Genomic DNA, 5,911 nt, shown 5'->3' with positions numbered 1-5,911 from the left:
ACGTCGGCGGCGTGCAGCTCGGCGACGTCCAGGACGGCGGCGAGCGCGGCGCCCACCGCCCCCGAGCCGCAACACAGGTCCACGACGACGGGCCGGGACGGCGCGCGAGCGGCGGCCTCCCGCACCAGGAGCTCCGTGCGCCGGCGCGGCACGAACACGCCCGGATCGACGGCGATGCGCAGGCCGCAGAACTCCGCCCACCCGAGGAGGTGCTCCAGCGGGAGGCCCGCGACCCGCTGGCCGACCAGCGCGGTGAGCGCGTCCGGGGTCGCCGCCGCCTCCGCCAGCAGGCGTGCCTCGTCCTCGGCGAACACGCAGCCGGCGGCGCGCAGCCGCGCCACGACGGCGGTGTCGACGATCGGGTCGGTCATGGGGCGGCGACGGTACCGCCGGGTGGCCCGGCCGCGGCGGTCGCCGTCCTAGGGTGGGGCCGTGACCGGATCCCCGCAGCCGGCCCCGCCGCCCGGCTGGTACCCCGATCCCGACGGCACGGCCGGATTGGTGCGGTGGTGGAACGGTGCGTCGTGGTCCGACGTCGCCACGCCGGCTGGTCCGGGTGTCGCCGTCCAGTCGTCACCGGTGCTGGCCCCGCCGAGCCGGCCGCCCGCGGCGCCGACGGAGTTCCTGTCGTCCGGCGACCGCGACCCGGACCGGAGCCGGACCGGGTGGATCGTCGGCGTCTCGCTTCTGGTCCTCGTGCTGGTCATCGGCATCGGGGTCGTGATCGGGCGGTCCGGCGGGAGTGCGGACCCCATCGCGACCCCGACGCCGTCCTCGGCGGGGCAGCCGCCGGCCGGGCCGACGTTCGCGCCGGGCACCGTGCGGATCATCGACGAGAACGCCGGCATCTCCTACCCGTTCCTCGGCGACGGCTGGTACGAGTTCGACCTCTTCCCGCAGGAGGAGGTGACCACGATCGCCGGTCAGTACTTCACGACCCAGGAGGTCACGCCCGACAACTCGGTCTTCATCGCCCAGTGCACCTCCGGTCCGCTGGCCGAGAACTACGGCTGGGCCGGCGCGTCCACACTCGCGTCGACCACCGCGGCCGTCGCCGACAGCGTCCGGGGCAACTACTACCCGGGACCGAACGAGCGGCGGGTGCTCCGCGAGGAGGCGCGCACCGTGGACGGGCACGCCGCCTACCTCTACGAGTTCCAGCTGTCCTGGGACGTCGCCGGCTACGACGCGACCGGCGAGCGCGCCGCGCTGCTGCTCATCGACGTCGGCCGCCCGGCGCCCGCGCTGCTCTACATCTCGATCCCGAACACGCACGCCGAGCTCTACGGGGTCATCGACCGCCTGCTCGAAGCCGTCGACGTGCTGTGACCTCGATGATGATCAGGTCACCTGATCGTCAGGGGTCCTGGCTCAGCGTCGACGGTGAGCCAGGACCACACCAGGTGAGCCAGGACGGTGGTGCGGTCGACGGTCGCGGGTCTTCCGCGGTTAATGTCGCTTTCGTGACTACAGCTGGGGCCGAACTGACCCTGAGGCACCCGGTGGAGCGGTTCACCCTGGACAACGGCCTCCGCGTCGTCCTCGCGCCCGATCGCAGCGTGCCCGTCGTGGCGGTGAGCGTCTTCTACGACGTCGGGATGCGCAACGAGCCGGAGGGCCGCACCGGGTTCGCCCACCTCTTCGAGCACATGATGTTCCAGGGGTCGGCCAACGTGCCGAAGATGGAGCACGCCCGCCTCGTCCAGGCCGCCGGCGGCACCTTCAACGGCTCGACGCACCAGGACTACACGAACTACTACGAGGCGCTGCCCGCCGAGGCGCTGGAGCGGGCCCTGTTCCTCGAGGCCGACCGCATGGCCGCCCCGGCGATCACCGAGGAGAACCTCCGCAACCAGATCGACGTGGTGAAGGAGGAGATCCGGGTCAACGTGCTCAACCGGCCCTACGGCGCCTTCCCCTGGCTGCAGCTGCCGCAGATCGCCTTCGAGAGCTTCGCGAACACCCACGACGGCTACGGCTCGTTCGTCGACCTGGAGTCCTCGACCGTCGACGACGCGACCGACTTCTTCTCCCGGTACTACGCACCGGGCAACGCCGTCCTGTGCGTCGGCGGCGACCTCGACGTGTCCGAGACCGAGCGGCTGATCCAGCGCTGGTTCGGCCCCGTGCCCGCCCGCACCGTGCCGACCGTGCCGAACACCGGGGAGCCCCGGCCCACCACCGGCCGCTCGACGGTCGTCGAGGACCCGCTGGCCACCGCGCCGGCGCTCGCGCTGGGCTGGCGGGTGCCCGACCCCATCGCCGACTTCGACAGCTACCTCGGCACGGTCCTGCTGGCCGAGCTGCTCAGCGAGGGTGACGCGTCGCGGCTGGAACGCCGGCTCGTCCACGACGACCGCATCGCGATCGCGCAGAGCAGCTACGTCGGCCTGTTCGGCGACCCGTTCGACGTCCGCGACGCCACCCTGCTCACCACCCAGGTGCACCACCCCGCCGGCGTCGCCCCGGAGCGCGTGCTCGGCGCGGTGCACGAGGAGGTGGCTCGCGTCGCCACCGACGGCGTCGGCGTCGACGAGCTGCGCCGGGTGCAGGCCCGCACGGAGGCCCAGCTGCTCCGCCAGGCCGACTCGGTGCTCGGGCGCACGCTCGGGTTCGCCGCCGCCGAGCTCATCCACGGCCGCGCGGAGCTGGCCGGTGAGCTCGCCGCCCGTCTCGCCGCCGTGACCCCCGACCAGGTGCAGACAGCCGCCCGCAGTCTCGACCCGGAGACCGCGGCCGTCCTGGAGCTGCGGGCCACCGGAGGGCCGCGATGACCACGACTCCGGACCTCTCCCTCGTCCCGCCGCTCGGCGAGCCGCGGCCACAGCCGGTTCCGGTGGCCGCGGAGTCGACGCTGCCCAACGGCCTGCGGGTCGTGGTCGTGCCGCGTCCGGGCGTCCCGCTGATCGAGCTCCGCCTGCGGGTGCCGTTCGCGGCGTCCGGTGCGCAGACGGCGCACGAGCACACCGCCCGCGGCGCGGTCCTGTCCGGTGCCGTCCTCATGGGGACGACGTCGCACGACCAGAACGGCATCGCGGAGCTGCTGCAGAGCCACGGCGCCGAACTCTCGGTCTCCAGCGACCCCGACCGGCTGCTGCTGGCCACCACCCTGTTGCCCGACGGGCTGGCCCCCGTGCTGGGCGTGCTCGCCGAGCTGCTCTCCGACGCCACCTACCCCGACGACCGCGTCGAGGGCGAGCGCGACCGGGTGGCCGAGCGCATCGCCATCGCCCGCTCGCAGCCCGGCGTCATCGCGCGGGCCGCACTGGCCGCCCGCCGCTACGGCGACCACCCCTACGCGATCGCGCTGCCCGACGCCGACCTGGTCGCGGCCGTCGACGGCGAGTCACTCCGGGCGCTGCACCGCGAGCGCGTCCTGCCCGCCGGCAGCACGCTCGTCCTCGTCGGAGACCTGGACCCCCGGGCGGTGGCGGACGTCGTCGCCGATGCGCTGACCGGCTGGTCGGGCAGCGGCTCCGCCGTCGAGCCACCACCCGCGACCGAGCTGCACCCGTCCGGCATCGAACTGGTCGACCGGCCGGGGGCCGTGCAGTCCAACCTCCGCCTGGGTGGTCCGGCACCGTCGCGCACCGACCCGGATCTGGCCGCCGTCCGCCTGGCGAACATGATCTTCGGCGGGTACTTCTCCTCGCGCCTGGTCGAGAACATCCGCGAGCGCCGCGGCTACACCTACAGCCCGCGCAGCTCGGTGGACCACCAGACCGCGGGGTCCTCGTTCCTCGTCGAGGCCGACGTCGCCACGGAGGTGACGGGGCCCGCGCTGCTGGAGACCTGGTACGAGCTCGGCCGGATGGCCCTCACCCCGGTCACGGAGGCCGAGCTGGACGGCGCCCGGCGCTACATCCTGGGGAGCATGGCCCTGTCGACGGCCACCCACGCGGGGCTTGCCAGCACGCTGTCCGCCCTGATCGGTTCCGGGCTTCCCGTGGACTGGCTCGCCGAGCACCAGCGGGCGCTGGCCGGCGTCACCGTGGACCAGGTCCAGGAGGCGTCGCAGCGCTACCTGGCGTCCTCCGCCCTGACCGCCGTGGTCGTCGGCGACGCCGACAAGGTCGGCGAGCCGCTGCGCGCGCTCGCGCCGGTCACCCTCGGGGGAAGTGCCTCGGCATGAGCGTTCCCGCCGGAGGCAGCACCGCGGCGGACAACCCGCCGCCGGAGCAGCGGTCGGCACTGGAGACCGCCTGGCCCGCGGGCACGCCGGCGTCGAACGGCGCCGTCCCGGTGCTCTCGAGGGTCGCGCACGACCGGGGTCACCTGTCGCGGTCGCTGCCGGACCCGACCGGCGGGCGGGCGGTCCGCGTCCTGACCGTGGACGGGAAGCGCGCCGTCCCCGTCCAGGAGGGGCCGGGCGGGCCGCAGCTCGTCTGGGACGAGCAGCCGGAGCTGCCCGTCGGCGCCATCTACCTCGGCGAGGCAGACGGCGTGCCCTACGCGGCGGTCCGCGGGGAACGGTCCCTCACCGTCAACGGCCGGCCGGTCGCCGCCTGGGCCGGGCTCCGCGAGCTGGGCGCCGACCTCGGCGACCTCGACGCCGGGTTGCTCGTGCAGGCCATCGGCATCCTCGAGTGGCACGAGCGCAACCGGTTCAGCCCCCTGTCGGGTGCGGCCACGACGATCGAGCGGGCGGGCTGGTCGCAGCGCGACCCGTCCACCGGCGCGGAGATCTTCCCCCGCACCGACCCGGCCGTGATCATGCTCGTGCACGACGGGGCCGACCGGGTGGTGCTCGGCCGGCAGGCGGTGTGGCCGCCCGGGCGCTTCTCGATCCTCGCCGGCTTCGTCGAGCCGGGAGAGTCCGCCGAGGCGGCGGTCGTGCGCGAGGTCGCCGAGGAGGTGGGCCTGCAGGTCACCGACGTCACCTACGTCGGCAGCCAGCCGTGGCCGTTCCCGCAGTCGCTGATGCTCGGGTTCGTCGCCCGCGCCGAGGGGGACGACACCCTCCGGCTCGATCCGGACGAGATCGAGGAGGCCCGCTGGTTCACCCGCGACGAGCTGCGCTCGGGCGACGGGCCCCGGGTCCTGCCGCCGCCGGTGTCGATCGCCCGGCACATCCTCGACCGCTGGATGGCCGGCGAGTTCAGCTGACGAAGCGGCCGGCGAGCAGGAGCGCCGGGCGGTCGGGGTGGTCGGCGAGGACGACGGCGTCGGCGAGGGAGGCCGGATCGACCTCGACGTCGTAGCGGTCGTACGCGGGCAGTACCCACGCCTGATCGGGCGGGGTCAGACGACGCCGGGCCGCCGGCGCGACCCGCAGGTGGACGACGACGTCGAAGGCCAGGCCCACGCCCTGCAGCAGCGACCCGGGCACGAGCAGCACCCCACCGTCCGGCATCGACTGCGGCCGGGCCCGCACCGCCCGGTCGGTCACCAGGTCCCACAGCGCGGGCAGGTACCGGCCGGTGCCGCCACGGCCCAGGGGGTTCAGCACCTCACGGGCGAGTGCCCCGGCGTCGAGCCAGTCGGTGTAGCGGGCGTCCGGATCGGTCCGGCCGTGCTCGAGCCGCAGCGACGCGGGGCGGTAGAACCCCGCGGCCGGGACGACGACGGCCGGGCGGCCCAGTGCCGGGAGCTCGGCCGCGATCGCGGTCGCCAGCTCGGTGGGACGGGCGACGTCCGGACCGTCCACGGCCACGCGGAGCGCCGTCGTGCCCGATCCGGGAGGGGTCGTCGCGAGCAGCGCGGCGAGGCGGCCGGCGAGCGCGTGCGGGGTGAGCGGCTCCGGCCGGGTCAGGACCGGCCGTCCGCGGCGGCGACGGCGCCGGTGCCGTGCGGCCGGGCGCGCGGCGCGGGCGGGGGGATGCTGGCGACCACGGTCTGGGGCCGACGTCCCGGCGCGGGGACCGGCCGCACGGACGAAGACCGGGAGGCGGGGGCGGGTTCCTCGTAGATC

5 protein-coding genes and 1 pseudogene are annotated in these 5,911 nt (G+C 75.0%); 4 read left to right on the top strand and 2 right to left on the bottom strand.

Annotated elements, in window-relative coordinates; all coding sequences use genetic code 11:
- A pseudogene (locus E4P40_RS25690) lies at positions 1-371 on the bottom strand (methyltransferase); the annotation flags it as partial.
- A gap of 61 nt (positions 372-432) precedes the next feature.
- Between E4P40_RS25690 and E4P40_RS25685 the strand changes: the two are divergent.
- The 4 genes from E4P40_RS25685 to nudC all read left to right on the top strand — a co-directional run bounded on the left by E4P40_RS25685 (position 433) and on the right by nudC (position 5,106).
- Positions 433-1,329: a DUF2510 domain-containing protein gene (locus tag E4P40_RS25685; protein ID WP_135161157.1), complete on the top strand. Its 897-nt coding sequence runs from the start codon at positions 433-435 to the stop codon at positions 1,327-1,329.
- A gap of 134 nt (positions 1,330-1,463) precedes the next feature.
- Positions 1,464-2,774, top strand: coding sequence for a pitrilysin family protein (locus E4P40_RS25680; protein ID WP_209305519.1), 1,311 nt, complete (start codon positions 1,464-1,466; stop codon positions 2,772-2,774).
- A complete protein-coding gene (locus E4P40_RS25675; RefSeq protein ID WP_135161156.1) occupies positions 2,771-4,132 on the top strand; it encodes a pitrilysin family protein in 1,362 nt (453 codons plus the stop codon). Before E4P40_RS25680 ends, E4P40_RS25675 begins: the two co-directional genes overlap by 4 nt.
- On the top strand, positions 4,129-5,106 hold the full coding sequence (gene nudC / locus E4P40_RS25670; protein ID WP_135161155.1) for an NAD(+) diphosphatase: 978 nt from the start codon (positions 4,129-4,131) through the stop codon (positions 5,104-5,106). The genes E4P40_RS25675 and nudC overlap by 4 nt, the downstream gene beginning before the upstream one ends.
- Here nudC and E4P40_RS25665 read toward each other — a convergent pair.
- The coding region (locus E4P40_RS25665; RefSeq protein ID WP_245160586.1) for a hypothetical protein at positions 5,099-5,911 on the bottom strand (813 nt) is incomplete at its 5' end. The two genes, nudC and E4P40_RS25665, sit on opposite strands and share 8 nt — an antisense overlap.

It is taken from the genome of Blastococcus sp. CT_GayMR20 (assembly GCF_004570345.1).
This window is presented reverse-complemented; position numbering and strand designations above follow the sequence as displayed.

Coding starts and splice junctions, on each gene's coding strand:
- nudC (WP_135161155.1), top strand. CDS start 4,129: ATGAGCGTTCCCGCCGGAGGCAGCACCGCGGCGGACAACCCGCCGCCG.
- E4P40_RS25675 (WP_135161156.1), top strand. CDS start 2,771: ATGACCACGACTCCGGACCTCTCCCTCGTCCCGCCGCTCGGCGAGCCG.